Annotated in this window: 28 protein-coding genes; 7 read left to right on the top strand and 21 right to left on the bottom strand. The window is 44.3% G+C overall.

Annotation, left to right across the window (positions count from 1 at the left end):
* Positions 1-52: 52 nt before the first annotated feature.
* The 13 genes from M3193_RS01215 to M3193_RS01155 form a co-directional block, all read right to left on the bottom strand.
* Positions 53-2,263, bottom strand: coding sequence for a penicillin-binding protein (locus M3193_RS01215; protein WP_251623871.1), 2,211 nt, complete (start codon positions 2,261-2,263; stop codon positions 53-55).
* A 35-nt stretch (positions 2,264-2,298) separates the two neighbouring features.
* On the bottom strand, positions 2,299-2,679 hold the full coding sequence (ftsL, locus tag M3193_RS01210) for a cell division protein FtsL (protein ID WP_251623869.1): 381 nt from the start codon (positions 2,677-2,679) through the stop codon (positions 2,299-2,301).
* Positions 2,680-2,695: 16 nt separating this feature from the next.
* Positions 2,696-3,628, bottom strand: a complete 933-nt coding sequence (gene rsmH, locus M3193_RS01205) for a 16S rRNA (cytosine(1402)-N(4))-methyltransferase RsmH (RefSeq protein WP_251623867.1) — start codon at positions 3,626-3,628, stop codon at positions 2,696-2,698.
* A gap of 39 nt (positions 3,629-3,667) precedes the next feature.
* Positions 3,668-4,099 carry a division/cell wall cluster transcriptional repressor MraZ gene (gene mraZ / locus M3193_RS01200; protein ID WP_251623865.1) on the bottom strand — a complete coding sequence of 144 codons (432 nt, stop codon included), beginning with the start codon at positions 4,097-4,099 and terminating at the stop codon, positions 3,668-3,670.
* Between the two features lie 200 nt (positions 4,100-4,299).
* Positions 4,300-5,907, bottom strand: a complete 1,608-nt coding sequence (gene bshC / locus M3193_RS01195; protein ID WP_251623863.1) for a bacillithiol biosynthesis cysteine-adding enzyme BshC — start codon at positions 5,905-5,907, stop codon at positions 4,300-4,302.
* A 93-nt stretch (positions 5,908-6,000) separates the two neighbouring features.
* Positions 6,001-6,393 carry a DUF3397 domain-containing protein gene (locus M3193_RS01190; RefSeq protein ID WP_251623861.1) on the bottom strand — a complete coding sequence of 131 codons (393 nt, stop codon included), beginning with the start codon at positions 6,391-6,393 and terminating at the stop codon, positions 6,001-6,003.
* Positions 6,394-6,399: 6 nt separating this feature from the next.
* Positions 6,400-7,290: a 2-dehydropantoate 2-reductase gene (locus tag M3193_RS01185; protein WP_251623859.1), complete on the bottom strand. Its 891-nt coding sequence runs from the start codon at positions 7,288-7,290 to the stop codon at positions 6,400-6,402.
* 63 nt (positions 7,291-7,353) lie between these two features.
* Complete coding sequence (locus tag M3193_RS01180; RefSeq protein ID WP_251623857.1) at positions 7,354-8,904, bottom strand: acyl-CoA carboxylase subunit beta; 1,551 nt, start codon at positions 8,902-8,904, stop codon at positions 7,354-7,356.
* A 61-nt stretch (positions 8,905-8,965) separates the two neighbouring features.
* A complete protein-coding gene (locus tag M3193_RS01175) occupies positions 8,966-9,181 on the bottom strand; it encodes a biotin/lipoyl-binding carrier protein (RefSeq protein WP_251623855.1) in 216 nt (71 codons plus the stop codon).
* Positions 9,178-10,539 carry an acetyl-CoA carboxylase biotin carboxylase subunit gene (locus M3193_RS01170; RefSeq protein WP_251623853.1) on the bottom strand — a complete coding sequence of 454 codons (1,362 nt, stop codon included), beginning with the start codon at positions 10,537-10,539 and terminating at the stop codon, positions 9,178-9,180. The genes M3193_RS01175 and M3193_RS01170 overlap by 4 nt, the downstream gene beginning before the upstream one ends.
* 154 nt (positions 10,540-10,693) lie before the next feature.
* Positions 10,694-11,452 carry an enoyl-CoA hydratase/isomerase family protein gene (locus tag M3193_RS01165; RefSeq protein WP_251623851.1) on the bottom strand — a complete coding sequence of 253 codons (759 nt, stop codon included), beginning with the start codon at positions 11,450-11,452 and terminating at the stop codon, positions 10,694-10,696.
* A gap of 597 nt (positions 11,453-12,049) precedes the next feature.
* On the bottom strand, positions 12,050-12,223 hold the full coding sequence (gene rpmF, locus M3193_RS01160) for a 50S ribosomal protein L32 (RefSeq protein ID WP_251623849.1): 174 nt from the start codon (positions 12,221-12,223) through the stop codon (positions 12,050-12,052).
* Between the two features lie 28 nt (positions 12,224-12,251).
* Positions 12,252-12,785, bottom strand: coding sequence for a YceD family protein (locus M3193_RS01155; RefSeq protein WP_251623847.1), 534 nt, complete (start codon positions 12,783-12,785; stop codon positions 12,252-12,254).
* A gap of 127 nt (positions 12,786-12,912) precedes the next feature.
* On the opposite strand from M3193_RS01155, the gene M3193_RS01150 reads away from it, so the two are divergent.
* A complete protein-coding gene (locus M3193_RS01150) occupies positions 12,913-14,154 on the top strand; it encodes a nucleotidyltransferase (protein ID WP_285851782.1) in 1,242 nt (413 codons plus the stop codon).
* Here M3193_RS01150 and M3193_RS01145 read toward each other — a convergent pair.
* On the bottom strand, positions 14,127-15,173 hold the full coding sequence (locus tag M3193_RS01145; RefSeq protein ID WP_251623844.1) for a SepM family pheromone-processing serine protease: 1,047 nt from the start codon (positions 15,171-15,173) through the stop codon (positions 14,127-14,129). The two genes, M3193_RS01150 and M3193_RS01145, sit on opposite strands and share 28 nt — an antisense overlap.
* Positions 15,174-15,413: 240 nt before the next feature.
* Between M3193_RS01145 and M3193_RS01140 the strand changes: the two genes are divergently transcribed.
* Entirely contained in the window at positions 15,414-16,304 is an 891-nt protein-coding gene (locus M3193_RS01140; protein WP_251623842.1) for a hypothetical protein, read from the top strand.
* Between the two features lie 47 nt (positions 16,305-16,351).
* Here the strand turns inward: M3193_RS01140 and coaD are convergent, their stop codons facing one another.
* Genes coaD through M3193_RS01125 form a run of 3 tightly spaced genes read right to left on the bottom strand, consistent with a single transcriptional unit; the run spans position 16,352 to position 18,805 of the window.
* Complete coding sequence (gene coaD, locus M3193_RS01135; protein WP_251623840.1) at positions 16,352-16,834, bottom strand: pantetheine-phosphate adenylyltransferase; 483 nt, start codon at positions 16,832-16,834, stop codon at positions 16,352-16,354.
* Between the two features lie 10 nt (positions 16,835-16,844).
* Positions 16,845-17,390, bottom strand: coding sequence for a 16S rRNA (guanine(966)-N(2))-methyltransferase RsmD (gene rsmD, locus M3193_RS01130; protein ID WP_251623838.1), 546 nt, complete (start codon positions 17,388-17,390; stop codon positions 16,845-16,847).
* Entirely contained in the window at positions 17,387-18,805 is a 1,419-nt protein-coding gene (locus M3193_RS01125) for a hypothetical protein (RefSeq protein ID WP_251623836.1), read from the bottom strand. Before M3193_RS01125 ends, rsmD begins: the two co-directional genes overlap by 4 nt.
* An 87-nt stretch (positions 18,806-18,892) precedes the next feature.
* Between M3193_RS01125 and M3193_RS01120 the strand changes: the two genes are divergently transcribed.
* Positions 18,893-19,285 (top strand): DUF7147 family protein, encoded by a 393-nt coding sequence (locus M3193_RS01120; RefSeq protein ID WP_353056353.1) that lies wholly within the window; start codon positions 18,893-18,895, stop codon positions 19,283-19,285.
* Positions 19,286-19,299: 14 nt separating this feature from the next.
* Here the strand turns inward: M3193_RS01120 and M3193_RS01115 are convergent, their stop codons facing one another.
* Complete coding sequence (locus tag M3193_RS01115; RefSeq protein ID WP_251623834.1) at positions 19,300-19,572, bottom strand: YlbG family protein; 273 nt, start codon at positions 19,570-19,572, stop codon at positions 19,300-19,302.
* Positions 19,573-19,877: 305 nt separating this feature from the next.
* Between M3193_RS01115 and M3193_RS01110 the strand changes: the two genes are divergently transcribed.
* The gene (locus tag M3193_RS01110; RefSeq protein WP_251623833.1) at positions 19,878-20,783 is read left to right on the top strand and encodes a glycerophosphodiester phosphodiesterase family protein; all 906 of its coding nucleotides are present in this window, start codon (positions 19,878-19,880) and stop codon (positions 20,781-20,783) included.
* 169 nt (positions 20,784-20,952) lie between these two features.
* On the opposite strand, the gene M3193_RS01105 is transcribed toward M3193_RS01110, so the two are convergent.
* A complete protein-coding gene (locus tag M3193_RS01105) occupies positions 20,953-21,396 on the bottom strand; it encodes a YlbF family regulator (RefSeq protein WP_251623832.1) in 444 nt (147 codons plus the stop codon).
* A gap of 72 nt (positions 21,397-21,468) precedes the next feature.
* Complete coding sequence (locus M3193_RS01100) at positions 21,469-22,842, bottom strand: Mur ligase family protein (protein WP_251623831.1); 1,374 nt, start codon at positions 22,840-22,842, stop codon at positions 21,469-21,471.
* Between the two features lie 151 nt (positions 22,843-22,993).
* Between M3193_RS01100 and M3193_RS01095 the strand changes: the two genes are divergently transcribed.
* The gene (locus M3193_RS01095) at positions 22,994-23,725 is read left to right on the top strand and encodes an aspartate kinase (RefSeq protein ID WP_285851781.1); all 732 of its coding nucleotides are present in this window, start codon (positions 22,994-22,996) and stop codon (positions 23,723-23,725) included.
* A 1-nt stretch (position 23,726) separates the two neighbouring features.
* Here the strand turns inward: M3193_RS01095 and M3193_RS01090 are convergent, their stop codons facing one another.
* Positions 23,727-24,815 carry a CAP domain-containing protein gene (locus M3193_RS01090; protein ID WP_251623829.1) on the bottom strand — a complete coding sequence of 363 codons (1,089 nt, stop codon included), beginning with the start codon at positions 24,813-24,815 and terminating at the stop codon, positions 23,727-23,729.
* 279 nt (positions 24,816-25,094) lie between these two features.
* Here M3193_RS01090 and M3193_RS01085 point away from each other — a divergent pair, with 279 nt between their 5' ends.
* Both M3193_RS01085 and ytvI read left to right on the top strand, forming a co-directional pair.
* On the top strand, positions 25,095-25,460 hold the full coding sequence (locus M3193_RS01085) for a YugN family protein (RefSeq protein ID WP_251623828.1): 366 nt from the start codon (positions 25,095-25,097) through the stop codon (positions 25,458-25,460).
* Between the two features lie 111 nt (positions 25,461-25,571).
* The gene (ytvI, locus tag M3193_RS01080) at positions 25,572-26,630 is read left to right on the top strand and encodes a sporulation integral membrane protein YtvI (RefSeq protein WP_251623827.1); all 1,059 of its coding nucleotides are present in this window, start codon (positions 25,572-25,574) and stop codon (positions 26,628-26,630) included.
* The last annotated feature ends 35 nt before the right edge of the window (positions 26,631-26,665 follow it).

The raw sequence follows: 26,665 nt of genomic DNA, 5'->3' as shown, positions 1-26,665 counted from the left end.
CCACACCTTTCGTTTTTCTATCAACCTATGAAAGGGCGGGGATAGCTATACATCATCCACCAATTATCTCTTCCACTTCTTCGACTTCTTCATCTTCTGTCTCTTCATTCTGCTCGATTTCTGTATGTTGGTCTTCCGGTGATTTGAGCTGAAGCACGACAGGATCATCTTTGCTGATGATAGCACCTGCAGATAGACTTTGCTCTGTCACATATCCATCACCGTTCAACCGGATATCAAGCCCAGATAACATTTTAAATGATAACGCCATTTTTTTCGACCACCCGGAAAAGTTTGGAAGAGTGGTATCTCCTTCAGTTTCAAGGAACACAATAGAACCGTCACTCACCTTCGTTCCCTTTTCAGGATATTGGCTTTTCACCTTGCCACCCTCACCGATCAAAATTGGTGAAAATCCTTGTTGTTCAAGGGTTGTTATCGCTGTATCCGAAGCTTCTCCAATGTGGTCCGTCAATGACTTCGTCAATGATGTTTCACTATTTTCAGGGAGTATATTCATATATTTCAAGCTACTTTCCATAATGGATGTAAATAATTCAGCGACTGGATCGGAGCCGTATTGGCCCGCTTCAAGCTTTGGCTGCTGGACGAGTACATATGTCAATAACTGCGGATCGTCGATAGGTGCCATCCCGAGGAATGAATATAGATAATTTCCATCCCCTGCCAGATACCCTCTGCCATCGGGTTTTGGAATTTCAGCGGTTCCTGTCTTGCCGCCGACTGAGTAGCCAGACAGAGCAAACTTCCGACCAGTACCAACATCGGATGTGACTGTAGAAGCTAAAACCTCACGTGTTTTCTTGGCAGTTTCCGCTGAAATAGGAGATTTCCGTTCTTCCTCCTCGTGTTCTTCCACCACTTTACCCGTATTCGGGTCGACAATTCTATCGATAACATACGGTTTCATCATTTTACCGTCATTTGCAATGGCTGTCGCAGCCTGAATCATTTGGATCGGAGTAACAGTGGATCCTTGTCCATATGAAGTTGTCAGCCTTTCACTCGGATTGATATCCAAAATGATGCCCGGAACTTCATGCGGCAAATCGATTCCCACCTTTTCACCAAAGCCGAACCCACGTAAGTATTCAATGAATGTCCGGTCGCCCATTCTTTCTAATAAATAGGCCATGGAAACGTTCGATGACCTTTGAAACCCTTCCAAGAATGTAATTCTTCCCCAACCGGTCCGATTGACGTCACGAATCGTCCTATCATAAATCGTATATTGTCCAGACTGGTATTCAGCTAAAGGATCCCATTTATTCTCCTCAATGGCCGCGGCTAATGTAAAGATCTTCATCGTCGAGCCCGGTTCAAATGTGTTCTGGATAGCTTCGTTCAGCCAGTTTTCCGTCAGACCCTCTCGAGTCGCGGGATGAAAAGATGGCCGCTGGCTCATTGCGTAGATTTCTCCGGTTTTTGGGTTAGCAACGATGACAAGCATTTTTTTAGGTGAATATTTCTCTTCGACTTGATTCAATGCATCCTCGACGAAATTTTGGATTGTTTTATCGATTGTCAGTTGAATCGTCAGTCCATCTTTTGCAGCTACAATCTTCTTCTCGGATTTTGGTAAGATGAACCCCCAAATATCGGTCTTATAATCCACTTTTCCGTCCGTACCGGTAAGCTCCTTGTTATAAGTCTGTTCAAGGCCCATTTTACCGACCGTCGAAACTTTCTTGTTCTCATCTTCTTCTCTCATCGCAAATCCGATCAAATACGATGCAAAATCTCCGTTCGGATAAAAACGCTTCTTATCTTCAATGAACTGCAGTCCTGTAACGCCCTCTTTTTCAGCGGCCTTTTTAATGGCGAGCATCGTTTCATGGCTAATATCCCGTCCTGCTTTACCAAATTCGATTTGATACGTATCCGTATTCCTTTTCACTGCCGCATCCCTGATTTCGATCATCTTTTCTTTTTCCATCGGGATGTACCTGCTTAACAATTCGGCAGCTTTCTCAAAATCAGTGATATGCCTCTTCTTTTTAGCGCCTTTTTCTGTCGCTTTTTCACTCAAAATTGCAATCAACCGGTAGCTTAGCGTATCAGATGCAATCAATTCACCATTCCGGTCGATGATTTTGCCTCTTTCAGCTTTCAGGATCGACTCCCGCGCGTATTTTGCTTCTGCCATAGCGGCCATTTGTCTTCCTTCGGCCTGTCCCGTAATTTGAATGCTCAACAATCTTCCGAACAAAAGAAAAAAGAGCCCTCCAAAAACCAGAAACATCAGGAAGGCTCCCCATTGAAATCGAAACTTCTTTTTCATCGTCCAGGCACGACCTTCACGTTTTTCTCATTCAGGTTCAAGCCGAGCTCCTTCGCTTTATTCCAAATAACTTCGTATGTAGATTTCTCGCTCACTTGTATGGACAATTCTGTATTTTGTTTTACCGTTTCGTCAATTTCCTTATTGATCAATTGCACTTCCTTGTTTGTATCGTTGATTTGGGCTTGAGTATGCAAAATCATTGTAGAAAAAAGTACGAGAACCGCCGCGAACAGCACGAACAGAAATTTTTCCCCAGTCGAGAAAAGTTTTCGTGAACGCCTCTCCGGCTGTTGTGTTTCATGCGTTTTTGGTGTTTGTGGTGCATGTACCTCGTGAATCGTATTCATTTGAAAGCTTCTCTGTTCCAATGCCATTGACAAGTTCCCCCTTCTATTTTTTCTCTACGATCCGCAACTTTGCAGATCGGGATCTTTTATTCACTTCTATTTCATCTGTACTCGGAAGGATCGGTTTTCTCGTAACCAATTTGAATTCGGGATCCATTCCTTCTGGCACAATCGGCAAATTCGGCGGCAATTCCGGCATGGATGACGCTTCTTTGAAGATTGTCTTGCAAAGTCTATCTTCCAACGAATGGAAAGTGATGACACAAATACGTCCACCGGGATTCATGACAGTCAAAGCATCTGTTAAGGAATCCTCCGCTGCACCTAGCTCATCATTCACTGCTATCCGTATTGCCTGGAAAACCCTTTTCGCCGGATGTCCACCGGTTCTTCGCGCTGCAGCAGGGATTCCTTCTTTGATCAGCTCTACAAGCTCGCCTGTTGTCTTGATCGGTGCATTTTTGCGAGCTTCTTCAATCTTCCGGGCGACCCCTTTGGAAAACTTCTCTTCGCCATACCTGAAAAAGATGCGAACTAGATCTTCATATCGCCATTCATTGACCACTTCATATGCAGTCAACGCCGCCTCTGTGTTCATGCGCATGTCAAGCAAGGCATCGTGATTATAACTGAAACCTCGTTCAGGTGTATCCAATTGGGGTGAGGAAACACCGAGGTCATATAAGATACCGTCCACTTTATGCACGTCAATCTTTGCCAGTTCGTCTTTCAAATTTCGGAAATTGGAGTGGATGAATGTGACTTGCTCCAAATAATCGTTCAACTTCACTTTAGCAGCGTCAATCGCTGTCGTATCCTGATCAAAACAAATCAGTCTGCCATTTGTTGACAACTTCTTCACAATTTCCAAACTGTGTCCGGCACCGCCAAGCGTGCAATCGACGTAAATGCCATCCGGTTTGATAGTAAGCCCATCGACGGCTTCGTGAAGTAATACAGTTGTATGATCGAACATTGAAACCGCCTTCTTTCCATTTTTTGGTGAATCATCAAGTTAAAAGTCAAAATCGATAATGTTCTCTGCAATTTCGTTAAATGACTGCTCTGACTCGTCGTAATAGGAATCCCAAGAAGATTTCGACCAGATTTCAATACGGCTCGAAACTCCGATGACGACACAGTCTTTTTCGACTTTCGCATAATCGAGTAATGAGGATGGAATATTGACACGGCCCTGCTTGTCGATTTCGACTTCTGTGGCACCTGAGAAGAAGAATCGGGCAAAAGCGCGGGCATCTTTCTTCGTAACCGGCAGCGCCTTTAATTTTTCTTCTAGCCGTTTCCATTCCTCCATAGGGTAACCGAAGAGGCAGTTATCCAATCCACGAGTCAGCACAAAGCCATCCATCAGATATTCCCTGAATTTTGAAGGGACGATCAAACGGCCTTTTGTATCTACAGTGTGCTGATATTCGCCCATGAACATACTCTTCACCCCACTATATGTTTTTAATGTACCACATCCCTCCACATTCCTCCACTCAAAATCTATTTTCATTGTAAAATGTGTATATAGTACTTGTTTCATTGAGATATAGCTTGCAGTCAATCATAGATTCCAAGCATCATAAACCCCGAAAAAACGCCGATGCAGTCTGAAAATGCCTGCATCGGCGCTGTTTCCATTTATAAATAGATGACCTGATGGGTTCCATCCATTTTGATCGGTTGACGCAGCAACTCTTGAACCAAATCTTGGCCATGCTGATTCATGAAAAAATAGGGAGTGAAAATTCGCTCCTGCAATGATCCTTCCGGCAGCAGTTCATTCTCAAGGATGCTATATTTGCGAAGAGCCGTTTCATGTTGGATCAATAGCTCCTCTTCCGCCTTCTTCCTCAAGTAATCCAATTGTTTTTCATGGAATTTCAAGTTCTTTTCAAGCAGTTGTCGCATCGCTATACTTGAACCTTCCGCCAGTGCTTCATATTTCTCTTTCAATTGCATCTCTGTCTCTGCAAGCAGTCTCTCAAATCGTTCATTCTGCAATGAATCGACGAACCGCTCACGAACTTCGAATACTTTTCCTGCAAGTACATCTTCAACCGTCAGTGAAACTGACTCCAGCGCCTGCTTTGCGCGTTTGGATACCAATGTCATTGAAACGCGCGGAACAATGATCGGCATCCGGATTCCAAACAATTGAAAAGCCTCTTTCAATAGAGCCCAATAGGCAATTTCCCCAGGTCCACCAACGAATGCGAGTACTGGGAAGACTAGGTCTTGCATGATAGGACGTGTTACGACATTGTTGCTTAACAGCCAAGGCTGTTCGACAGCGATCCGCATCATTTCATCATTTGTGAATCGGATGCCTGTGCTGTCATTAACAAAACACCCATCCTTTTTCGATAAAAGGACTCTTCCAGTTTCATGCACATAGAACAGGTTCGAAGCATCCTCTTCAGCTTCGATCGGTTTACCGAGTCCCAGTCGTGAAAACTGTGCTTCTTTTTCAACGACCAATCTGGCAAGTTCATCGGATTCGGATATAAATTGGGCAAAATGGCTCTTTTCGATTTCACGCAATGGTTTATACGCTGAGTCTATGAATAAGAGTCCTTGTTCATGGAAAAGTCCATTCATCAGTCTGACGAAAAACCCTGTGAATGTTTCTTCCTTTTCGACCGCGGCCAATACTTCCTCCATCAAAGGCCTCGTATTCTCCGTTTCGCCGAACTGACGAAATACATCCTCGACAAATGCCATCATTTCCTTTTTGGAATAAGTTGCATCGGATGCCATCAATTTCAGGATGAATTTCTCCGGATATTTATGCTTCGTAATCCCATGAGAATTTTCCGTATAGACATGATTGATTTCATTCAGATCATGATCCTCGCCTGCAACCCAAAATACAGGTATGACGGGAACGGCAAGCTCTTGTCTTTTTTGCTCAGCAAGCAGGATGACCGTAATTGCTTTATGGACGGAGTAGAGAGGTCCCGTCAAAATGCCTGCTTGCTGGCCACCGATGATAACGACTCCGTTTTCGGAAAGCTCCTCGAGATGGGCTGAAGCTTTCTGTGAAATGCCGAATGGTTCCATGAAGGAACGAATGACAGAAGAAAGTTCCTTCCTATGGAACGGACGGCCGGATAGCTCCTTCAGCCTGTCGGGATAAGATCGGTCTTCATTTCTATAGTCAAAGAAATTATGTATGAATTGTTCGTCATGATTGTAAAAATGCATTACCTTGTTTTTATTATCCAATGCCATTGACTTGATTTCCATCATTGATGCCCCTTTTTACTGGTTTGAACAGAGTATATCATTCTCATTCCTCGGAATGAAAAATATACGCTTGCCACATGAATGAAATCCCCGTCATTTTACATATTCCAGTATTTTAAAGGTAATACCCATTACAAGAAGAATGACATAGGAAAAAGAGAGCAATAAAAAAAACAATCTCCATGTTTTATGCATAACACGCCCTATTTTAAACTCTTTCTCCTTCACCCTTTCAACAATTGCAACGAAAATGGCGATGAGAATGGCGGAGGACGTTAGATAGAAACCCGTCCCTTTACCGAAAATGGTCATTGATGTGATATATACCGACAAAAATAAAAATGCGGTTGTGAAATCCGCTGCATTCCTAATGACCGCTGCAGGCGCTTTCCCCATTCGCCTCATAATGATCAGGAAAACGATCGTAATGATAAATGGACATACAACAAGAATTCCGAAGAGAATTGACAGGAAGACATTTACCATCGCCGATCATCTCCTATCTATCGCTAGCAGTAATTTCTCAAGCGTTGCCAACAGCGGCAAGCGGGCGCCGCGCCGTTCACCCATTTGAAGGACAGATGATACGACTGTCTCGATCTCCATAGGATTTCCATTCTCCCGATCCGCAAACATGGAAGACCTGTTCTTCTCTGTTCTTAGACATATTCCTTCCACAGCGTTTTTCGGCAAATCATTTTTCATTTCCGGAAAGGCAGCAATAATTTCATCATATAACTGATCAAAAAGTATTTTGGCATGAGGATTCCTGGCTAACTCACCGTTCCTCACTTGCAAAATTGCCGTCAACGGATTAATCATGCAGTTGATCAGCACTTTACGTAAAATGATATGATGCGCATCCTCCGCAAAAGCCACAGGAAATACAGCCGAGCTGACAGATTGCAGGAAATCAAAACTTGTTTCATCGCCTCGATAAGGAGCTATGTTTATGGGACCAACGCCGTTATGGGAAACAGTCCGATCATCCAATCTGCCTGCACCATGCTCGACAGCCGCAAAAAACACATCCGACATTGAAGTTGTGCGGATGAAATCGAAATGACCATACCCATTTTGAACGAACATCACCGGATTCTTTACTTTTCTATTGAGAATCACCTCAATGACTGGCGCTACCCCTTCATACTTCGTCGAGATTATCCAAGGGGCATGCTCCGGCAGTTTTCCGACGTCTGTTTGCGCGTCCACTTCCACCACTTTTTCTGACCGATCACCATTGACACGAGTGATTCCCTGTTGCCGGATGAGAGCCGCCTGCTCTTCCCTTCTCACAAAAAACACGACCTTTAAACCCGCTTCCGCCAAATAAGAGCCTATAAGCAAACCGATAGAACCCGCTCCAGCGATTACAACCTCCATGCAAATCCTCCTTTTAAAAAGGGCGCCCTTTTAAAAGGCGCCCTAATTCTACCTTATATTCGATTATACAGGATACACAGGATGTTTTTTAGGTGGCAAAGGAAGTTCTTTTGTCGAATAAAAACGGAAACGGTCTGCAAGCACATTCCGCAAGTCTGTTGGAGCGATGATTTCATCGATGATCAGCTCGGAAGCCATCTTGTAAATATCGATTTCCTCTTTATATTCCTTATGTTTTGCCTGCACAAAAGCAATCTTCTCTTTCGGATCCTCAATCGCTTCGATTTTATTCGAATAGACCGCATTGACTGCAGCTTCAGGTCCCATCACTGCAATTTGCGCTGTCGGCAACGCAATGCAAACATCTGGCTCGAATGCAGGACCCGCCATTGCGTAAAGTCCGGCACCATAAGCTTTCCGGACAACGACGGATATTTTAGGGACAGTTGCCGAGCTCATCGCCATAATCAATTTAGCACCGTGCCGGATAATGCCATCGCGCTCTACTTTCGTACCGATCATGAATCCCGGTACATCCGCTAAGAAAAGCAGAGGAATCGAGAATGCATCGCATAACGTAATGAACTTGGCCGCCTTATCAGCCGAGTCGACGAACAAGACGCCGCCTTTCACTTTCGGTTGGTTTGCGATGATTCCGACAGGCTGGCCTTCAATACGCGCAAGTCCTGTAATTAGTTCCGGAGCGAATAGTTTCTTAATATCAAAAAAACTGCCTTCATCAATCAACGCATCAATTGCTTCATACATATCGAACGGCGCATTTTGGTTTTCGGGGATGATTTCTTCGAGTGATCTTCCCGCTTTGGCCGCGACTATATCTTTAACAGATGGCTTCTCAGTGAAATTAGCTGGAAAAAAGCCTAGATAACGACGAGCTTCGCTGATTGCTTGCTCTTCGCTTTCTACAAGGACATCACCGCATCCACTGATGGAACAATGCATCCTTGCGCCACCCATCTCTTCCAACGTCACTTTCTCGCCGATCACTTTTTCCGCCATTCGCGGAGATCCCAAATACATGGACGCATTGCCATCCACCATGATGACAATATCGCAAAATGCTGGGATGTATGCTCCCCCGGCCGCTGAAGGTCCGAACAGAAGGCAGATTTGCGGGATGAAACCTGATAGTCTCACCTGATTATGGAAGATTCTCCCGGCCCCCCGGCGATTCGGGAACATCTCAAGTTGATCTGTAATCCGAGCCCCCGCAGAATCGACAAGGTACAACATCGGAACTCTATTCTTTTCGGCAATCTCTTGGATGCGGATAATTTTCTCAACCGTCCTTGATCCCCATGAACCGGCTTTCACTGTTGAATCATTCGCCATGACACAAACAGTCTGCCCATTCACTTGCCCCATTGCTGTAACGACACCATCAGCAGGCAAGTCGTCAACTTCACAGTTTGCAAAGCGGCCATCCTCCATATACTTGCCTTCGTCAAAAAGAAGCTTGAGTCGATCGCGTACAAACAGCTTGTTCTGCTCCTTCAATTTTTCATGATATTTCGGATGCCCCCCCGACATCACCATTTCTACCCTACTTTGCAATTTCTCATTATAACCAGTCTGTTCTGTCGTATTCGTCATCGTTCTTCCCCTCCCGATCACATTCACCCTTCAGGCTGCCGATTTAACGAACCAGCTGTCCTTATTCCCCGATAACCGCAAGTACATCCTCTTCGTTCACGAAATCGCCGACTTGGACATTAATGGATGTCACTTTGCCTCCAACTTCCGTTTCTACTGGAATCTCCATTTTCATCGATTCAAGAACGATGACCACTTGGCCCGCCTGTACTTCATCACCTTCCGCAACGTTAACTGTAAATACTGTACCTGCCATTGCAGCTTTTACTTGTGTCATTTTTCCACTTCCTCCTTTTGAGTTCTCAACCAATCTGCTAAAACGTTCGTATTATAATTTCCGTGTTCGAATTCTTTAGACCCTAGGAACTTTTGAAAAAGTGGAATATTCGTTTTAACCCCTTCAATTGTAAAGGAATTGAAGAATTCTTCCGCTGTGTTGATTGCTGCTTGTCGACCCTCTGCATGGACGATCACTTTAGCAATCATCGGATCATAAAACGGCGTAACGCTTCCGCCCTCCTCGTAACCTGAATCGATGCGTATTTTGGCCGAATCATTCCAATCCATCTTACGGATTGTACCTGGTGAGGGCATGAATGTTGTGGAATCTTCCGCATAAATACGGAATTCAATTGCATGACCCGTGCTTTTAATCTGCCGCTGATCCTTGACGGGCAGTTCATTGCCCTGCGCCACTTCGATCTGCCATTCAACAAGGTCATAGCCGGTCACTTCTTCAGTAACGGGATGTTCTACCTGTAAACGGGTATTCATTTCAAGGAAATAAAAATCATCATCTTCGGATAAAATGAATTCCACAGTTCCCGCGTTCCGATAGTTGACGGCTTTCCCGGCAGCGACAGCAGCTTCATACAGCCGCTCTCCCACTTCTTTTGACAATGAAGGGGAAGGAGATTCTTCGATGACCTTCTGATTGCGCCTTTGCACGGAACAATTCCGCTCGAACAGATGGACGATGTTGCCTTTGTCATCACCGAATATCTGCACTTCGATATGACGTGCATTTTCTACGAACTTTTCAAGAAAAACAACATCGTCTCCGAAATAGGATTTTGCACGGGTTTTTACGGATTGAAATTGTTGACTGAGCGCTTGCTCACTTTCACAACGCACCATTCCAATGCCCCCACCGCCAGCACTCGCTTTCAGCATGATTGGATAGCCGATCATTTCTGCCGCTTTTACCGCGTCTTCCAAAGAAGCGACCCCTTCATCGGTTCCTGGGACAACAGGTACGCCAGCGGCTTTCATCTTCATTCGTGAAGCGATTTTGTCCCCCATCAATTCAATCGTTTCAGCGTCGGGGCCGATGAACGTCAAGCCTGCATCACTGACTTTACGGGCGAATGCAGCATTTTCGGACAGCAGCCCATAGCCTGGATGAATGGCGTCAGCGCCCACTTTCAATGCGATACCGATAATGTCATCCGCTTTCAAATAGGACTGGAGTACAGGACCTGGTCCGATTACATAGGCTTCGTCTGCGTATTTCACAAACAGCATCATTCCATCGGCTTCCGAATGGACAGCGACAGTCTTGATGCCGAGCCGCTTGCATGTCTTCATGATCCTCAGTGCGATTTCCCCACGATTCGCAATAAGTATCTTATTCATATAGGCATCCCCCTTAGTTGCATTGTTTGAACTTCTCCCCATTACTAGTTTATACGATGAATGAAACCGTTTTCAACTATTTATCTGAATTCCTATCATTATCTGACCTTGAATTCCCGATATATCGGATTCCAGTCTAATTCCACTAGCTAAATCATTTTTTCTTCAGGAAGTTTGCAACGGCTTCGTGATGGGCGTCGCTTTCCCAAAGTTGTGCACATTGAGCGGCTTCTTCAAGCATTCGTTCCTTGAGTCCGCTTTGCTTCCAGTTTGAAATCGCTATCTTCTTATATGCTCTATGAACGGATGGATGTATTTTATTCATATTGAAAATGAATTTCTCTAACCCATCTTGCGGATTCCCATCATAAACTTCCGTTGCCCATCCGATTGTTTGCAACTGTTGTGCTGTATGTACTTTTGCTTCAGATAATAATTTCAACGCTGCATCATGATTATTCATTTTAACAAACAGTTGTGATGCGCCACCCCAACCGCTTGTAATCGCGAGAGTACCTTGAATGAAACCTGCCTTTGCGTTTGCAGAGACGAGTCTGTAATCGCATGCAGTTGCAATTTCACAACCTCCACCGACAGCTGCCCCGTTGACGAGTGCTATTACTGGTACCGGCAATGTCGACAGTCTATATAACAATCCTGCCATCCTGCTCAGCATTGGATAGGCTTCGTTGGCGATGCGGAACCCGTGGAATTCCGACAGGTCTCCTCCTGAACAGAATGCACGGCCGCCTTCTCCTGTTATGACTCCGTACGCTATGCTGTGATCAGTTTCTACTTTTGTTAAAAAGGTTTCGAGACCATCCATGACCGCATGGTTAATTGCATTTCTCATTTCAGGACGATTAATAATGAAAGTTGCGATTCCATCAGTGATTTCAATGTTATAGGACATGTAAATCCCTCCTTAGGTAGTTGGTTGAAAGATATCGGTCATTTCCTGTTGGATATCGATCATTTCCCGTTAGTTATGGTTCATTTCCATCGAGTTATCGGTCAGTTCAGAGTAGTTATCGGTCACTTCTCAAAAGTTATCGTCCTTTCGGGACCTTTGACTCACCCTCCGCTTTTGCATCGTCTAGCTCCGGCGGCCAGATGCTCGGGGTCATAAGTCAAATATGCTGCGTTGCAAAGTCCGCCACTTCACATCTTCGCCTTATGCCTGTCGCATCTAGGCAGGCCGCCTACGCTTTTGCATCGTCTAGCTCCGGGCGCTAGATGCTCGGGTCATAAGTCAAAGATGCTGTGTGGCAAAAAGCGCCACTTCGCATCTTCGCCTTATGCCTGTCGCATCTGACCAAGCGCCCTCTGCTTTTGTACAATCCAGCTCCGGGCGGCTACCTCTCGGGTCGTTTCAGTCTTGAAAGAAAAGGCAAGAAGCGCCTTTTTTTCTAGCCCACCAACGCCTGTCGAGGCTAAACGCCACCCTCCGCTTTATAATATAAAAAACCACCGGAGCCATGGCCTCACGGTGGTCTTTAAGCAGAGAATATTATTCCCCTACTACGTCTTTTCCTTTGTAATGACCGCAAGATTTGCAAATGCGGTGCGCAAGTTTCATATCGCCGCAATTGTCACAAGTTGTCATGCCTGGAACTTGTAGTTTGAAATGCGTACGACGAAGTCTTTTAGCTGTTTTTGAAGTTCTTCTTTTTGGTACTGCCATTTGAGGCACCTCCTTAGTATCGTTTCGCCTATTCCTTGTCGGTATTGAAAAAGTCTGCTAACCCCGCCAATCGCGGATCAACTTTCTTTTCCCTTTCCTCACGGAGCCGCTCTTCGTGTTCTTCATCGGTCGTGTAAGACCACCCTTTACCCTCGGCGCTCAGCATCTCGTCAGCATTTTCACTGAAAATCTGCAAAGGCACTTCCAGAAGAACCAACTCTTCAAAAACGGGCGTCGGATCGATAACTTCACCGATTACCGGGTGTATATTATCATCCGTAGCAAGTGTGGCTTCGTCCCAACTGAACTGCTCGTCTGTTTCCACTGAAAATGGAAATTCGACATCTTCCCATGTTCGTGAACAAGGTAATGTCATTACACCTTCTAGGTGGAAATGGCAAGTCAGTTTTTTCGAACCGATGATGCAGCTTCCCGTTACGTGGACAGGCTTAATATCCCGGATTTCCGGATTCCGTTTTTTGACGGAGTCAAGGTTGACCGCTTCGTCAAGCGGCAATGCTCCTTGTCTGTATTTCTGTAGTTGATGAATTGACCATTTCACGTCTATATCACCTCAAGACAACACTGTTGATTATATAATGGATAAAAAGGGATGTCAAGATATTTTCTTGTCACCTAAATCACGACAACGTATAATTCAATTAGATTATATCGAAGGGGTGAACATATTGAAAGCCACAGGCATCGTCGTTGAATATAATCCTTTGCATAATGGTCATGTCTACCATGCACAGCAGGCAAAATCGAAAACTGCCGCGGATATCGTCATCGCAGTTATGAGCGGCAATTTCCTGCAAAGGGGGGAACCGGCTTTTGTCGATAAATGGACGCGCACGAAGATGGCACTCGCATCCGGCGTTGACATTGTATTCGAGCTTCCATACCGATTTGCAACAGGAAACGCCCCTGTATTTGCGCAAGGGGCCATCGAGCTGCTTGACGCGGCTGGATGCAGCGCTTTTTGTTTCGGAAGCGAAGACGGCACTATAGAGCCTTTTCAAAATAGCTTGCAGCTGATTGACCGTCATGCCCAAGAATATGAAACGGCTGTAAAAAAAGCGGTTTCTGAAGGTGTTAGCTATCCGATGGCGCTGAATCAAGCGTACAAGACAATTCTCGCAGAACAACCTTCACTTTCAGTTGCCGACCTGTCTATGCCGAATAATATTTTAGGGTTCCACTATATGGAAGCTGCACGGTCGATCGGCTCATCAATGAAGGCCATGACGATCAAACGGATGGGGGCCGGCTACCATGATGATTCATTGGATCGTCAACAAATTGCAAGTGCGACAGGCATCCGGAAATCATTCTTCGGCTCGGAAACCCTTGATGAAGTTTCCGATTTCATTCCGCCAGTTACAAAACAATTGTTGTATGAATGGCAGACGGAAAGAGCGGTATTCGGCAACTGGGAGAGCTTTTACCCATTTCTTCGTTTTGTAATTTTACGAGATGGACCTTCCCGGCTACGTGCGATTGCCGATGTTTCGGAAGGAATCGAAAACCTCATTTTCCGCGCTGCACAATCACATGATTCATTTCAATCATTTATGGATGCAGTGAAGTCAAAGCGCTATACATGGACTAGGATACAAAGGATGCTGACACATATACTTACCGGCTTTACGAAAACGAGGCGGGCTGAAATGGAAAAGCCTACTTATTTGCGATTGCTCGGGATGACCAATGAAGGGCGTGCCTACTTGAATGTGCGGAAAAAGGAACTCTCTTTGCCCCTTATAAGCAAAGTCGCATCATTTTCCGACCCTTCATTGGATATGGACATAACCGCATCCGATATTTATGCTTTAGCTCTAGGAGATGGGTCGAGTGCTGCCAAGACTGGCTTGGATTATCACACATCGCCGATTATGGAAGATCATTTCTCTTTCAAGTCTCTCAAATAATCCAAGGCATCATCTATCGTGGTTACAGGTACGATTTTCATTTTCGTGCCTATTTTTTCTGCCGTTTTAACCGCTTCCTCATAATTCGTCATGATCCCTGGATTTTTAGCTCGAACTTCATTGGGTAAATAGTCGTCAGGTGCGAAAAAGATTTCGACTCCTTCACGGTCGGCCGCCATGATTTTGAAATCGGCTCCGCCAATACGGCCGACTGTTCCATCGGCTAACATCTCTCCGGTACCAGCGATTTTGTATCCTTTCGTTAAGTCCTCATCAAGCAGCTGATTCATAATTTCCAAAGTGAACATAAGGCCTGCTGACGGTCCTCCGATATCGGCAGTGTGGATATCCACTCTGGGATCAGTTGACAGCTCACGGTCCTCCTGGAATTCAATACCTAAACCGATGCGGCCTTCGGATTTTGGGATCTCACGTAGAGTGATTTCAACATCCCTGAGCTTCTCATCCCGTTCGATGGTGACCGTCACTTTATCGCCTTCGTTTTTTCCTGAAATCGAAGATGCGAACTGTCCAGCCTCAGTCAACTGCCTGCCATCGACAAATCGAATTTTATCTCCCGTCTGAAGCTTGCCATCGGCCGCTCCGCCTTTCAGGACAGATACGACGAAGACACCGTCATACGTAATATCGACTGGGATATCGGCTTTGCTAAATGCGACCGTAATCGCATTGAATTGGGAATCTGACATGAGTTTTTTTTGACGTATGTTATACTCCTTGTCATTCTCCCCTTCCCTTCTCACTTTATAAATCGGCAATACCTTCATCCGGTCGGAAAATCTTGAAGCAACGTAGGAAAAAGGAGTCGCTTTCCCTATCGAAATTGTCATTAGGCTGAAGGTTCCTACATCATCCTTGTCCCCCCCCTCGACTTCTACAATCGGCTCCAAGTCATAGGCTCCACCTGGTTTCGATATGTATGCATCGAGAGGATAAATGAATAAAAACAATAGAATTAGCAAAACGACTGCGTACAATCCAACCCTTTTCATCTTCATACCCACACACCTCCATTAATAGCCTGTACAGATGGGACATATATATAACAAGAAAAGCTGAGGGCACTTGCACAGATTCAAGCAGCTAGTGCACCAAGCTAGACATGAAAATCTGGCTAGTTACTAGTGTACCACCGAAAATATCCAGTATAAAGCAAAAACGAGAACGTTTTGATCCATCATCGCTGAAGGAGGAACATGAATGAATTACGTCCTAGTTATCCTACATCAAATTAAAATATGATCAGCATCGCAGTCATTTGGGGATTAATCATCCTCTTCATACTACAGCCCGGCATCGCACATGACGGTGCCGAAGCCGGAGCACAATTATTTGTGCACGCTTTACTGCCTTATTTGCTGCCTTATATCATTTTGACACAGTGGCTTTTGAAAGTGCCAATAGAAAATCCGTCAAAGAAAAGTTGGAAACGATATATGAAGGCGTATGTCCTCGGTTCATTTGGAGGATTTCCCGTCGGCGCGGTCACCGTTACGGAGATGGTCAAAATAGGGGAGTTGAACAGACGTGAAAGCGGCTACTTATTAGCAGCCTGTCATGCGCCTGGTCCCATGTTCATACTCGGCTTTGTGGGAACTGAGCTATTTGGCGATACATCATCGGGATGGAAACTTTTGGCCACCATTCATATAGCTAATATACTTTTCTTGCTGTTTGCACTGACAGCCATGAAAAAGGGGCGGCAGGACATGGATTCTTCACAACTGCAACTGCCAAAAAAACGTGCAGGCTCGCCTTTTTTGGAGTCAATAAAGGAGAGCTCCACGGTCATCATTCTTGTCGCAACAACCGTAATCTTTTTTTCAGCCCTTGGAAATGTCTTGACGACTGCCATTTCGAAGGCTTTCACTATCGACTTAGGAATCACAAAAACATTCCTGCTGGCCTTATTTGAAATGACCTCAGGTGTCCAATCGGCCACCGATCATTTTTTCACTAACCCAGTATTCCCTTTTTTAATCGCTGCAATCATTTCACTGAATGGCTTAAGCATCCATATGCAAGTTTTCGTCATTGCAAAAACCGCCGACACTCCCCTATTCCCATATTTCCTCAGCAGAATATGGAGTGTCATCACCGTGCCAATCATTTTATACTTCTTACTATGAAAAATGGTTATGACAACTATTCATGTCATAACCATTCCTAAACCTTATTAATCTATGTATTTTTCACGCAATGCCTTTTCCACAACCGAAGGCACGAGGGCTGATATATCTCCACCATACCGAGCAACCTCTTTGACAATACTCGAACTGAGAAATGAATATTGATTTTTCGTCATGACGAAAAATGTCTCGATGCTCTCATCCAACATTCTATTCATGGAGGTGATCTGCATTTCATATTCGAAATCGGAGATCGCCCGCAAACCACGAACGATTACGGAAGCACCTGCCTTACGGGCATAATCGATTAGTAGACCTGATGAAGACTCGATGATGACATTCGGGAATTTCGATGTGACAGCACTGATTAGATCCATCCTTTCTTCCACTGTGAATAATGGATTTTTGGACGAATTGTTCATAACAGCAACTCTCACTTCCGGAAACACTTTTGCCGCCCGTTCGATAATATCCAAGTGTCCATTTGTAATCGGATCAAAGCTGCCAGGCACAACTGCTATTTTTGTCATTGATGCTCCCTCATTTCATATAGATGGAAACCGCACTGTTTCCATAAATCGGATTTTTCATCTTTTGATACTCCTGATAGGCATCCGGAAGCGTCAATTGCTTGTCATGTTCACAAATGATAATTGCTCTTTCAGATAACATGCCGGCTTGCGCCATTTCCTCCGCCAATTCATAGAATTTTGCTTCAGCATATGGCGGGTCAATGAATAGCAAATCAATTTGAATATCGGCGGGCAACGCCCGAATAGCGTTCCTTGCATCATTTCTACTAATATGTACTTGTTCGGTGAATCTGCATTTTTCCACGTTATGACGGATGATGGAGCATGCCTTTGGATTTTTTTCAAAAATATAAGCTAGGTCTGCTCCTCTTGATAATGATTCGATGGAAAGGGAGCCGCTGCCGCCAAACAGCTCCACAGCGATTCCACCATCAAAATATGGACCGATCATATTGAAAATCGACTCTTTAACCTTATCAGAAGTCGGTCTTGTCAAATTGCCAGGCAATGATTTTAATGGTATCCCTTTTCTGGAACCGGATACGACTCTCATTTCGATTCCCCTCCCGTCATGGATTTGACGATGATTGTATCTTCATCTTTCTGTATGGAAAGATGGAATAGACGCCTTAATGCGTCCTCCTCAAAATAAACCTCATTATCGATGAATATAAAAGGCTTCTCACGTAATTCATATCTTTTTCCGTTCAAGACATAGAAAGGATCACGCAACGAGAATCTGAAATTCTCCTCAGCACTTTCTATATAGATTGAACTGTCATTCGCAGATAGTGAATAGCCGTACCTTGTCAAAACTTTGTTTGCCGGATACAACGTATTCTTGTCCATACGTAAGGCTTGAATGTCTTCTTGTGCTTGACCGTTCATTGTGATCATCCGTGTATCCTCCAAAAGGAACGGGTACTCTCCGATCGAGTTCTTTTGTACGAATGAGGTCTTATAACCGCAAACTTCTCCGATTAAATTATCCAACTCGGCTGCATCCAAGCGCTCACCCTGCTTCTCCGCCAAGCGGGACCGCAAACGTTCATACTGATCTGCTGATAAAGAATGTTTTACTACTTCGAATGCCTTCTTGGCCTCATTTGTACCCGTCGGTGCATCTATGGAGATAGATGCGGCTAATCCCGCTACGAGGCGCTCCCTGTCGGAAATTGCGAATTTCGAACGTACACCTCTTTCCAAAACTAAGTCGGATAGTTCCGTCTCCTCGAGCTGTGTACTGAAAAATCGTTGCGTTTGAAGAGGTTCCCCTTTCTTATCTAACAAGATGATGATATTGCCGATATTCAATTTCGCTAACTCGCTATTTATTTGATCGGCTATGGCTGTATCGATCGAGTCGCCGAAAATAGAGAGCCGCCTTCCCTTGTATGTTTGAGGCAATTCCTTTTGCTGCCAATAGAGATCTGATACCTTGCCATTTCCCTTGAATAAAGAATAGTCGACCATGTCCATTCTCTTAGATCCTATCAATTCCAGTCCACTGACCCACATACCACCGATTCCACTCTCATCTGTAACATGGAGAATAGTAGAATCCAGCCTCGCATTTCGCAAAGAGGCGAACGGTTCTCTGAAAAGTTTTCTACTGGCCATTTTTTCGGTCTTCGGGATTTCGTAGGAAATGGATTGCCGGTTCTCCTCTCCTTCCAAGATCGCAGTTGCGTTTTCATTGATTCTCACACAAGACGTCTCAATTTCTAAATAACAGGAAGCGTTCCGGCTTTCCTTCGGCAAAATGATTTCGTGACGTCCTCCGTCCAAATTATGAAAATGCTGTCTGACGTAAAGAGCGTCCGTCCTGTTGATCACTTCAATTTCCTGGATGTACCTGGGTTCCTTAGCCGGCGTCCCGCTTGCATCCGCCAACTGATTATAATGCATATAGAGTAAAACGGAATTCAGGATGACTAATAGGCCGACTATGCGGAGTATGATCTTCAATTGCTGCACCTCAATTGCCAGGGATGTTTAAAGCGGTTAAAAATGATAAGATAAACTTAATTCCGAATGCTGAAAGGTAGTGTAATTATGTTGCAACAGTACTTTATTGAATTAGGCGAAGGGTATGGAGACGTCTACGAACTGATGGAACTGATGGAGACGAATCAACACCGGCTTCTAAGAACCTTCATTTTTTCTTCAAAAACCAATAGCGGACAAGCAATTTCCCTGGCAGCCGCATTTCGCCCGGCCCGAAACAGTAATTTCATGCCGGTATACATATGCAGGGAAGGCATTTCTCAAAAAGGCGAGTCCAAATCAAAGAGAAGGCTACTCTTCGAGGAAACTTCCTTGGAACAAGGACAGGAACCTATCTTCATCGGATTGAAGCATTCCTCCGAATTTGCAGAGACCAAACTGTTCTATCAGTATATAACAGGAATACTGCGTCTTAATCATCTTGTCCCGCCTCTACAATAAACAAATCGTTAAAATTAAAGACCGATTTTGTAATCGTATTCCTTCGCCTTGTCAGGTTTAGCGTTTTCATATTCCGTTTTAACGAAGGGGCGATACGATGGCAACACCTTTTTAACGGACGGTAGGCGTTCAAGTTTACGGATTGTATCATCAACGTCCACTTGATCACAATAGATGACAACGTATTTCATTTTTCTGGAAATATAATGGACATGGCCATACTTGCGTAATGATTTCGCCTGTTTCAAATGATGGAGATATACAATTATCCCTTGTCGATCAATCATGGTTTTCCCCTCTTTTCCTACCCCATACAATACCATAGTAGAGAAATGGGCTGCAACCGAACATTGCTGACATCTTCCGCTTTTTCCATTATAATGAGGATAGCATAAAAGAATACCTTGCTTTCGCAAGTCAGCCTCCGGCGGATGTCACAGATTTTGAAGGGAGTTATGGAAGGCAGTCTAAGTGCGCGACGTCCTGTCGCAACGACTGCATGACCGACATCCTGTTGCCCTCAGGCGCAATTCAAAATCTGGACGCAATTACGCCGAGGCGTAATTGATTGATAGAAGAGGAGGATACGAAAATGGGAAGAAAAACGAAAGTGGCTCTTACAGTAGGGGCGGCCGGAGTAGCCGCTTGGGCTGCATCTAAAGTAGTTGCCAAACCCCAACCCCGCCCCCGGAAGGAAGCTCTTGAGTTCAAGGACCCTGTCGTCCTATCGTATCGTGGTGGAATGACAAGCACTCCTGAGCATACGATGGCAGCGTTTTCAAATTCAGCAGAGCTTGGCGTCCATGGATTTGCCGTCGACATCCGACTGACAAAAGACGAAGAAATCGTACTCTTCCATGATGAAACTGCAGATCGAACAACTGATTTCTCCGGCAGGATTTCCGATTATACTATAGATGAATTGAAAAAAGCCGATGCAGGCTATATGTTCGAAGATGAGATGGGGGCTTTTCCTTTTCGTGGAAAAGGGGAGAAAATCATCAGTTTGCGTGAATTGCTGACTGCCTATCCTCATATGCTGATTGCTGTTAATCTTAAGGATTCGCCGGATACATACGAAGGCAGTCTCATGCCTTCCAAGTTATGGCGCCTTTTAGAGGAAACCGGATCAGAGGAGCGTGTGATTGTCTTGAGCGCGTTTGATGAGCAAACGGATCGCTTCAATCTTTATGCGCAAAATAAAGTGGCCCTCGGTGCGGGAAATGACGAAGTGAAAAAAGCGTATGCATCCTTTTCAAGTAAATTCGGTCATTTGTACAATCCCCGTGCAGACTTGTTCTGCATTGCTGAAAGAATGGGTCCATTTCCAATGACAGCTGAAGGCTTCATCAGTTTTCTTTCCAATTTGAATGTTGCAGTTTACTATACTCATGTCAGTGACAGGGATACAATTGCAAAACTTCTTATCGCCGGAGCTGCTGGCTTCATTACTGATAAGCCGGCACTTGCAATGGAAGTCATCCAACAAAATTCATAATAAAAACGGTTGCCTGTTCATGACAGACAACCGTTTTTCATTTATTGATGCATAAGCTATCTGCCTATGCTGAGTAGGAACAGCTGCCAATCGAACAGCGAAAGGTTCGCTTTGCCATATTTCTGCGTACTTTGCAGAAATTAAGGCAGCCTAAATTGATCTCCTTAAGTCACGCTGAGCAAGAACAACTTCCTCCCGTGCCGCATCCGCCCCCGCAAGATGTATCCACAAAAAAACTATCCCCGGCCGGCACTTTGATGGAATCGGATACCGCTCCTGCGATGATTGCACTGACCTCATTCAACAGTCTTTGCACATCATTTTCCGCAAGACGCAAAGCGGCGACTTGCTCATTCATATCCAATTCCCTTTTTTGTATTCGTATATCTTTCATGACTGTCTTATAGTCAGGATGGTATCTGCCGAAACGCTGCACTTCTTCGTAACGCTCCTTCATATTGGTAAAATCATAGATCGCTTTTGCCAACGTTTTGTCGGAATAAACGGCATGATTCGCTCTTCTGTATTCATCAACGATTTCAGAAGAAAGCAACATGTCGGAGAGTGTTTCTGATTGCTCAATGATAGACATCCATTCATCTGTCATCATCATAGTGCTTTCCCTCCATTCCAACTAATCATACCAAATTAAGCGTACTATGTGCATGCATTCCGACCTGATTTACTAATTCTTCTTTCGCAATGCCTCTTCCGCGACTTCATAATCGGAAAATGTGAGAAGTTCCTGCCCGATCTGCTGCGTTCTCTCATGCCCTTTCCCAGCGATCAAAACGACATCTCCTGCTTTGGCATATCGTATCGCTTTTTCAATTGCCGCTCTCCGGTCCATCTCGACATAAACTTTTTCCTTTTCACAGCTGATTCCAGCGAGAATTTCCTCTATTATGGAAGACGGTTCTTCATTCCTCGGATTATCAGTAGTAATAATAACTTTCGTTGAATAGGCTGTAGCCACTTTTCCCATTTGCGGCCGCTTACCGCGGTCACGGTTGCCTCCGCAGCCAAATACGGTGATCAATTCGCCTGTAGACTCTTCGGTGAGTGAAGCCAATACTGTTTGAAGAGCATCAGGCGTGTGTGCGTAATCGATATAGACATTCACTTCTCTATCCCGCAAGCATTGCAAGCGCCCTTCCGGCAAAACAAGCTTGTCACATAGAGGCAATGTCACAGATGGATTCCAATTGAGTATGTTCATGACAGTTACAGCCGCAATAGCATTCAATCGATTATGCTTACCCGGTAAACAGGTTGGATATAAGTTGCAAGGTATCAACCTTCCCGCCGCCATCAGCTCATTGAAAAAATGAATCGGCCTGTCGGCATCTTCGACTAATCTTACACATTGCAAATCGTCTCCATTGACAACAAGATTCCTAGCCAACGTTGCAAGCCGTTTTTTTGCGGCTAGATAGGCTTCCTTGCTGCCATGCTCTTCATAATGATCAACCCCGATATTTAGGAACACACCGATATCAATTTTACAGTGATCCAATCTGGATGTCGATAGACCTAGGGATGAAGCTTCCATCACTATATACTCCATGCCTGCTTCTAAGCATTTCTTCAACAGGGGGTGTAAAAATTCCGCTTGCAATGTTGTCATTTCAGGAAGATCGAGCAAGACTTTCCTGCCATTCATGAAGATTCCTGTCGTCCCGATGACTGCCGCCTGCTCACCTAACATCGTTAATAATTGGCCGATAAAATGCGTAACCGTCGTCTTGCCATTTGTCCCTGTCACCGCAATGATTTTAAGTGATTCGGACGGATTTCCGGCAAGCTTGGCACTGGCATGCGAAATGAACTTTCGCCCATCCGGCACTTTGATAAGCGTAATTTCCTGGATATCGTCGAAAGCCGTGCTTTCATTGCGATCTAAGACGATTGCGATAGCACCGCGTGCAATCGCTTCTTGGACATGCAGAATCCCATCATCCCGGGCACCTTTCCTCGCGACGAAAATGAATCCTTCCTTCACATTTCCAGACCTCTCGGTAATGCCGCAAACCGTCACCCCGACACTTCCCGAAACCATACAGGGCCAATCTTTCAAGATCTCAGATAGTAACAGAAGCCCCCTCCCCTTCCCGAACAATTTTCACGAATAGCGAATATATTGAGAGCGAACCATACTTTATCGTATGAAGGAAATGCAACGAACGACACGAAGAAAGTTGGGAGCTTGAATGATAGTTCAAAAATTTGGCGGAGTGGCCATGAAAGACAAACAAACAAGGAATTTATGCATCGGTCATATTAAATCCGGATTGGAAAACCACCAAAATGTCGTCGTAGTCGTTTCGGCAATCGGAAGAGGAGACGCACCATACTCTACGGATCGGTTATTGCGACTGACTGACGCATTCAGTTATTCAAAAGCGGCGAGCGATCTTGCTGCTTCATGCGGAGAGCTGATCGCATCCGCTATTATGTCAGCCGAGCTGGAAGAGGCAGGCATCCCGAACAGAATCTTACATGGAATACAGGCAGGAATTTGGACATCCGGCGATTTTGGGGATGGAACAATCAGCGATATTGATCCAACAATGATTGTCGATAGCTTACAGGAATCCGGATGCGTCATCATTCCCGGGTTCCAAGGCATCAACGAATCCGGCCAGGTCATGACGATAGGCAGAGGCGGCAGCGATTTGACAGCCATTGCCCTAGGGGGTGCATTGCGAGCGTCTCACGTGGAATTTTTCAAAGACGTCCCTGGAGTCATGACAAGTGATCCTCGATCCGGATCAAACGCCAAAAAATTAGACACTTTAACAATCCATCAATTATTGCCGCTTTTGGAAACTGCTCATCCCGTCATTCAAAAACGCGCGGCCATTTACGCAATGAAAAAAGCGATACCTCTCTATGTAAGAGGTATCGCTTCCGATGAAAAAGGAACTTGGATCTTACCGTGAATTACTTTTGCATATAACCCGGTTTCATGTTTTCTTTCCTGTCGGATTTCACCAATACTTGCGTGTAGTACTTTCCGTACGCCCCAGTGCCGATATCAGTTGCCTCTGAATCCAGCAATACACTACGATGCGCGGGAGAATTTAGCCAACCATGGACGGCTTCGATAGCATCCACGTAATTGGCGGCAATATTCTCCCCGGCTTTTTTATGTTCAATTTCAAAACTCTTCAATCGCTCTGCCAGGTTTCCGGCAGACGGTGATTCATGCGAAAAATAATTCTCAATTGCCATATCCTTGCTATGGTTCCGGGCTAGAACGGAAAGCCAATAATCATTATTCAGCAAGTTCAATCCATGACGCTCCCGATAAATATTCGTCAATTCGACTATTTGCCTTTCCATCGAACGGTCAACCTCCATTTGAACAGTCGATGACGGTCTGTTGGCTGTAACAAGTTCCCCCATGAATTCCATGTCATATGGCTGATGGACGACGAGCGTCTTTGGATCGATGAATCGGACACTTTCAATAATCTCATCTTCGGCATCTACATAAACCTGCGCATACAGGTCCTCATATTTAAGCAGGATTCTGTCCTTCAGATCCTGACTATTCAGCGTGAACGTATAAATATTTTCATTAAGCACCACGTTAACTTCAGACTCTATAATTGAAAAGCGGAACACTTCATTAATATTCTGTCCTACAACGATTGGCGATAGATCTGAATCAGTGTCTGCACTGAAAACCTGATTGACAATTCCCTCCCCAACTCCCGCCATCATTCGAACGTCATCATTTGAATAGACCCACCAGTCATAACCGTAAGCGGATGGTTCAATCCGATCGGGTTGCCCCATTGCTTTAACCAGTTTTTCAGAAGGTTTCCCCACAAATATCGACAGCCCCGTTTCAGGCCGCTTCGGACCAGCAGTCATTTCAACAAATTCCTTATTAGGAACCGGTATTGCTGTTCCATGTTTAACCGGAGACTCGAGAGGTTCATTTTCCTGGACCCTGCTTCCCATCACATAAAACAGCGCGAGAAGGACAACCAGTAATAATGCAATTTTCCATAATACTTTCAAGTCTTCTCGCCCCCAAAAAAATAACTAAAATCCTAAAAACATTTTTAATACTAGATTATATCGTAGTAATTTGAGTATAAGTCAAGTACAGCGATTTTCAAGTAAAAAAAGAAATTCTCATCTCTTGAATTCGATCTTTCATTGCGTAGATGATCAACTGCCCAGGTGTTTGAACGAAGCCCTTATGACACAATGTTGTCATTGCAACTAACTGTAATTTGTTCTATGATAAATAAGTATAGGCATTTGACTGGATGATCATGAAGGAGGACTTGTACGATGTATATTGAAAATACAGGAATTGAAGGCATTGTTGCCGAATTGTCACTACTTGACGAAATCATGCTGAAACACGATCTTGTACGAGCTGGACAATGGGATTATGAGCGCGTAACATATGATAAGAAATACGTAATCAAGGAAGGCACTTACTACTTACGCGTATTCGGATTCACTCCCGATGGAGACGTTGACACTCGAGATGCTATCATGCATCTTAAAAAACCTGTTATTGGAAAGCACTACTATCCACATGGTGTAGAATATGGCGAGGGTGAACATTTCCCTGCAGGACTTATCAAAGACTGTGAAGCAACTTTAAAAGCTGTCCTGGAAGATTTGAAACCATATATCTTATCAAAATAAGCACTAATCATTGAAAGTCGGGGAACTTATTGTTCTGCGGCTTTTTTTACCTATTCATTCCTCAGAATTTTGGTTATAATGAGGACAATGAATTATTTGGAGGAATGACCGTTGTCCCGTTGGCTTACAAAAAGGAATATTATGTTATTCGCGTTGCTCATCATAAGCATATTGCTCTTTATTTTTATTCTCCCTATCTCCATACCGATTATTTTAGCCCTTCTTACGGCTCTCCTCTTTGAGCCACTAGTAAAGCTAACCGAAACAAAGTTTAAATGGAAACGCAAAGTATCCGTCATATCCGTCTTCATTTTCATATTGGCGATTCTTGCAGTCAGTATCTATTATACGGTCACTTCATTAATAGGCAGACTTATACAATTCACAAAAGATGCTCCTGATTATTTAAACAAGCTTTCCGGAGTGTGGATCGATTTTCAAAGTAAACTTTTTGTGTATACTTCCGGGCTGCCTGATGATGTCGTCAGATCAGCGCAAGACGGGTTCAATGATATTTTGGATTCTTTTCGGAAGTCGTTATTGGAACTATTCAATTCCGATAAGATCGTTTCCCTTGCATCTGAAATTCCAAATTTCTTAGTGAGCTTAATTGTATATATGATTGCGCTATTCCTATTCATGCTTGAATTGCCTGATTTAAAAAAGATGGTTTACAAACATTTTACAGATGAAACAGCAAAAAAAGTCCGCTATATGACAGTTAAATTGAATTCGGTCATTTTCGGCTTTATGAAAGCCCAATTGCTCGTCAGCTTTATCATCCTCGCTGCAGCATTCATAGGATTGCTGATCATTGCGCCAAAATATGCATTGATCATGTCCATTGTCATATGGATCATTGATGTCATCCCGATTTTAGGTTCAATTATCATACTTGCCCCTTGGTCATTATATCAGTTTGTAAGTGGGGATATCGGTATGGGAACCAAGCTGGCCGTGTTGGCTGCGATTCTATTGATCATACGAAGAACTGTTGAACCAAAAGTGATGGGAAATCAGATTGGCTTATCTCCACTGCCGACGCTGATCGGCATGTTTATCGGATTGAAACTGTTCGGTGTACTCGGTTTCTTTATAGGTCCGATGATTGTCATCCTATTCAACACAGCACGCGAAGCAGGAATCATCAAAGTGAATTTCAAAATTTGATAACAAAAAGACCGGCAAGGAATTAATTTCCTCGC

The organism is Sporosarcina luteola (genome assembly GCF_023715585.1).
GTDB lineage: Bacteria > Bacillota > Bacilli > Bacillales_A > Planococcaceae > Sporosarcina > Sporosarcina luteola_D.
This window is presented reverse-complemented; position numbering and strand designations above follow the sequence as displayed.

Excerpts from the sequence above, each read along its gene's own strand:
- M3193_RS01215 (WP_251623871.1), bottom strand. The coding sequence starts at position 2,263 with ATGTTTCTGGTTTTTGGAGGGCTCTTTTTTCTTTTGTTCGGAAGATTG.
- ftsL (WP_251623869.1), bottom strand. The coding sequence starts at position 2,679 with ATGGCATTGGAACAGAGAAGCTTTCAAATGAATACGATTCACGAGGTA.
- rsmH (WP_251623867.1), bottom strand. The coding sequence starts at position 3,628 with ATGTTCGATCATACAACTGTATTACTTCACGAAGCCGTCGATGGGCTT.
- mraZ (WP_251623865.1), bottom strand. The coding sequence starts at position 4,099 with ATGTTCATGGGCGAATATCAGCACACTGTAGATACAAAAGGCCGTTTG.
- bshC (WP_251623863.1), bottom strand. The coding sequence starts at position 5,907 with ATGGAAATCAAGTCAATGGCATTGGATAATAAAAACAAGGTAATGCAT.
- M3193_RS01190 (WP_251623861.1), bottom strand. The coding sequence starts at position 6,393 with ATGGTAAATGTCTTCCTGTCAATTCTCTTCGGAATTCTTGTTGTATGT.
- M3193_RS01185 (WP_251623859.1), bottom strand. The coding sequence starts at position 7,290 with ATGGAGGTTGTAATCGCTGGAGCGGGTTCTATCGGTTTGCTTATAGGC.
- M3193_RS01180 (WP_251623857.1), bottom strand. The coding sequence starts at position 8,904 with ATGACGAATACGACAGAACAGACTGGTTATAATGAGAAATTGCAAAGT.
- M3193_RS01175 (WP_251623855.1), bottom strand. The coding sequence starts at position 9,181 with ATGACACAAGTAAAAGCTGCAATGGCAGGTACAGTATTTACAGTTAAC.
- M3193_RS01170 (WP_251623853.1), bottom strand. The coding sequence starts at position 10,539 with ATGAATAAGATACTTATTGCGAATCGTGGGGAAATCGCACTGAGGATC.
- M3193_RS01165 (WP_251623851.1), bottom strand. The coding sequence starts at position 11,452 with ATGTCCTATAACATTGAAATCACTGATGGAATCGCAACTTTCATTATT.
- rpmF (WP_251623849.1), bottom strand. The coding sequence starts at position 12,223 with ATGGCAGTACCAAAAAGAAGAACTTCAAAAACAGCTAAAAGACTTCGT.
- M3193_RS01145 (WP_251623844.1), bottom strand. The coding sequence starts at position 15,173 with ATGAAGATGAAAAGGGTTGGATTGTACGCAGTCGTTTTGCTAATTCTA.
- M3193_RS01140 (WP_251623842.1), top strand. The coding sequence starts at position 15,414 with ATGATCAGCATCGCAGTCATTTGGGGATTAATCATCCTCTTCATACTA.
- coaD (WP_251623840.1), bottom strand. The coding sequence starts at position 16,834 with ATGACAAAAATAGCAGTTGTGCCTGGCAGCTTTGATCCGATTACAAAT.
- rsmD (WP_251623838.1), bottom strand. The coding sequence starts at position 17,390 with ATGAGAGTCGTATCCGGTTCCAGAAAAGGGATACCATTAAAATCATTG.
- M3193_RS01120 (WP_353056353.1), top strand. The coding sequence starts at position 18,893 with ATGTTGCAACAGTACTTTATTGAATTAGGCGAAGGGTATGGAGACGTC.
- M3193_RS01115 (WP_251623834.1), bottom strand. The coding sequence starts at position 19,572 with ATGATTGATCGACAAGGGATAATTGTATATCTCCATCATTTGAAACAG.
- M3193_RS01110 (WP_251623833.1), top strand. The coding sequence starts at position 19,878 with ATGGGAAGAAAAACGAAAGTGGCTCTTACAGTAGGGGCGGCCGGAGTA.
- M3193_RS01105 (WP_251623832.1), bottom strand. The coding sequence starts at position 21,396 with ATGATGATGACAGATGAATGGATGTCTATCATTGAGCAATCAGAAACA.
- M3193_RS01100 (WP_251623831.1), bottom strand. The coding sequence starts at position 22,842 with ATGGTTTCGGGAAGTGTCGGGGTGACGGTTTGCGGCATTACCGAGAGG.
- M3193_RS01095 (WP_285851781.1), top strand. The coding sequence starts at position 22,994 with ATGATAGTTCAAAAATTTGGCGGAGTGGCCATGAAAGACAAACAAACA.
- M3193_RS01085 (WP_251623828.1), top strand. The coding sequence starts at position 25,095 with ATGTATATTGAAAATACAGGAATTGAAGGCATTGTTGCCGAATTGTCA.